The 3307-nt window shown below is 52.0% G+C and carries 4 protein-coding genes; all 4 read right to left on the bottom strand.

Translation table 11 applies throughout. The features are described 5' to 3' along the window. Nucleotides 1-103: 103 nt before the first annotated feature. Nucleotides 104-1327, bottom strand: a complete 1224-nt coding sequence (gene argJ, locus AC1WIP_RS13485; RefSeq protein WP_481142313.1) for a bifunctional glutamate N-acetyltransferase/amino-acid acetyltransferase ArgJ — start codon at nucleotides 1325-1327, stop codon at nucleotides 104-106. 155 nt (nucleotides 1328-1482) lie between these two features. Beyond that, nucleotides 1483-1947: a GNAT family N-acetyltransferase gene (locus AC1WIP_RS13480; RefSeq protein ID WP_318704575.1), complete on the bottom strand. Its 465-nt coding sequence runs from the start codon at nucleotides 1945-1947 to the stop codon at nucleotides 1483-1485. A 29-nt stretch (nucleotides 1948-1976) separates the two neighbouring features. Beyond that, nucleotides 1977-2507 (bottom strand): prolyl-tRNA synthetase associated domain-containing protein, encoded by a 531-nt coding sequence (locus tag AC1WIP_RS13475; RefSeq protein ID WP_481142312.1) that lies wholly within the window; start codon nucleotides 2505-2507, stop codon nucleotides 1977-1979. 65 nt (nucleotides 2508-2572) lie between these two features. Next, nucleotides 2573-3307, bottom strand: a 735-nt coding sequence (gene argC / locus AC1WIP_RS13470; RefSeq protein WP_481142311.1) for an N-acetyl-gamma-glutamyl-phosphate reductase, incomplete at its 5' end; no start/stop codon positions are given.

Genomic DNA, 3307 nt, shown 5'->3' with positions numbered 1-3307 from the left:
AATAACCAAAATAAGGGTGACTAGCTACTGCTTCGGAACCCGTTTTTGGTTATTATGACCAGCTTCGTGACTTTGCCAGCGAGTTTCGCAAACGCCTAATTCATTAAGAACGGTAATCCGCATTGATTTTCACATAGTCATAGCTCAGATCGCAGCCCCAGGCTGTGGCCTCCTCATTTCCCATGTGCATATCCACCAGCACACGCACCTCCTTCTGTGACAAAAGCTGTGAGGCCTCCTCCTCGCTGTAATCACAGGCATTTCCTTTTCCGAAAATATGAATCTTTCCGCTTTTCCCCTGAAAATACAAATCCACATTGTCGGGATCAAAATCTGCACCGGAATAGCCAAGAGCACACAAAATGCGTCCCCAGTTTGCGTCATGTCCGAAAATGGCCGCCTTGGTCAGTGAGGAGCAAATCACCGACTTGGCGAGCACCCGGGCGTCCTCCTTGGTGGCCGCTCCCACCACCTTCGTTTCAAACAAGGCGGTGGCGCCCTCTCCATCCCCGGCCATCATTTTGGCAAGACCAGTGGTCAAAAAAGCAAGGGCCTGGCAAAAGGCGTCAAAATCGGCCCCCTCTGCTGTGATCTCAGGGTTCTCGGCCATGCCGTTTGCCAGCACCAGAAAGGTGTCGTTGGTGGAGGTGTCCCCATCCACAGATATCATGTTAAAGGAATCCTTCACATCGGCGCTTACCGCCTTTTTCAGCATATCCTTTGAAATATTGGCGTCCGTAGTGATAAAGCAGAGCATGGTGCACATATTGGGATGAATCATCCCGGAGCCCTTGCACATGCCTCCAAGGGTCACCGTTTTTCCCCCGATGGTTGTCTCAACGGCAAGCTGTTTTGGCATAGTGTCCGTGGTCATAATGGCCTGGGCCGCGTCAAGTCCCGCTTCCAGCGTGTCATTTTTGGCCGCTGCTGCCTTCTTTATGCCCTCATGGATTCTGTCCATAGGTATCTGCTTTCCGATCACTCCTGTGGAGGCCACCAAAACCGCGCTCTGCGGGATTCCCAGCAGCTCCCCGGCCCACCGGGCCTCCTCCCTGCAGCACTCCATCCCCTGCTTTCCGGTACAGGCGTTTGCAATCCCGGAGTTTGCCACCACCGCCTGCACATAGGGAGAATGCTCCACCACTTCTTTATCCCAAAGCACCGGAGCAGCCTTCACCACATTTGTGGTAAAGGTTCCGGCCGCCCTGCAGGGCGCCTTGCTCATAATTAACGCCACGTCTTTCCTGCCCTTATATTTCACCTCTGCTTCCGCTCCTGCGGCCTCAAAGCCCTTTGCCGCGGTCACGCCGCCTTCTATCTGCCTCATTTCCATACCTCCTGTCCTTTTGAAAGGACTGTCCTCATTTATAAGTCATTGCGAAACTACTGGTATCAGAGCCTGGTCATCATAACCAAAATAAGGGTGACTAGCTACTGCTTCGGAACCCGTTTTTGGTTATTATGTCCATGCTCGCGACCTTCTTAACGGTTAAATGCCGTAATATTTTCCTCATTGAGGGTAAAATCATAATAATTCAAATCCTGTCTCTTTGTCCAGCCGATGCAGTTCCAAAATGCGTTTCCCACATCATTTTTCGTAAAGGCTATGAGACTCACCTTATTGATATTCTCAGCCTTCAGCGCATTCATACAGTAGACCACCATGGCCTTGCCGATGCCGTGCCTCCTGTAATCCTCCCTGACGCATACATGATACAGACAGCCCCTTCTCCCATCGTGGCCGCACAGGATCCCTCCCACCACCTCTTCATCCGGTGAGAGAGCCACTACGCTGGTGCCCGGATTGCGGGCAAGGAAGCGCGCCACGCCCTCTCTGGAATCGTCAATGCTTCGAATGCCGAAGCCCTTTATGGTCATCCAAAGGGCCCTCAGTCCATCGTAATCCTCTATTTTCATTGTTCTTATGACAAACTGATCCTTTTCCATCCTAAAATCCTTTCCCGAAAAACTGTCCGCTACAGCTCCACCGTCCAATAATCATGCTTTACCCGGGGCAGAAATTTTTCTGCCAGATCCTTTGTGGAAAGACGAATGCTGCTGGTGTTCACGCAGGGGTGACACCCAATATACTCCATTTCAAGCACCTGCCTGTCAATCACCAGCTGCACTCTGTTTTCCGTGTCGTTCATCAGTCCCATAACGCTTACGCTCCCTGGCGTAATGTTCAAAAACTGCTCCATGTACTCCGGGGGTGCAAAGCTCAGCCGGGGGCTTTCGATCTGGCGGCAGAAATCCTTGGTTACAAACCGCTTATCCCCCGGCATCATAAGCAGATAAAATTTTGTCCTCTGGGAATTGCACAAAAAAAGATTTTTGCAAAGCTTAACCCCCAAGCGCCCGCCGATCTCATCGCAGCCCTCTATGGTGTAAACGGCCTCATGATCCAGACGGGTATAGGAAATCCCCAGATCATCCAGCAGCTCATAGACCGCAAGCTCCTTAAACTCCCTTTCTTCCTTGGCCTTTTTTGTCAAATGTCCCTCCATGTGAATCCTCCGCGCTTTTCTGTTTTTCAGGCTGCCGGGGCAAAGAGACACGGCAGCAGCATTTCTCAAGGAAAGCAGGGAATCAGATCCAACCCCTCTTCCTCCGGCAGTCCAAAGAGCAGATTCATGTTCTGCACCGCCTGCCCTGCCGCGCCCTTTACCAGATTGTCCAAAGCGCCCATCATCACAATGCGCCCTGTGCGCTCATCAATCACAAAGCCGATATCCACATAATTGCTGCCCTCCACCCACTTGGTTTCCGGGCAGACTCCCTTCTCCAGCATGCGGATGAACCGTTCCTCTCCGTAATACTTGTCATAGACCGCTTTGATCTCCTCATAGGAGGGAAGCGTTCCATCCTCTCTTCTTTTGAGAGAAGCGTACTCCGTAACCAGAATCCCTCTGTTCATAGGCACCAGATGAGGCGTGAAATTAATGGTCACCTGGCCGCCGGAGGCGTATCCAAGCTGCTCCTCTATCTCCGGCGTATGTCTGTGGCCTGCCACTCCGTAAGCCTTCATATTTTCATTGACCTCGCAGAACAGATTCTGCACCTTTGCCCCCCGTCCCGCTCCGGAGGTCCCCGACTTTGCATCCACGATCAAGGTGTCTGCATCGATCAGCCCCTCCTTCACCAGCGGATACGCAGTGAGAATGGAGCAGGTGGTGTAACAGCCGGGATTTGCCACCAGCCTTGTGTCTGCCGTAATCTGACTGCGGTTTAACTCGCAGAGCCCGTAAACCGCCTCCTTTATAAACTGAGGGGATTTGTGCTCTATTCCATACCACTTCTCATAAAC

It is taken from the genome of Acetatifactor sp., from assembly GCF_982438285.1.
The sequence above is the reverse complement of the archived record's forward strand: the minus strand, read 5'-3'. Positions and strand labels throughout refer to the sequence as shown.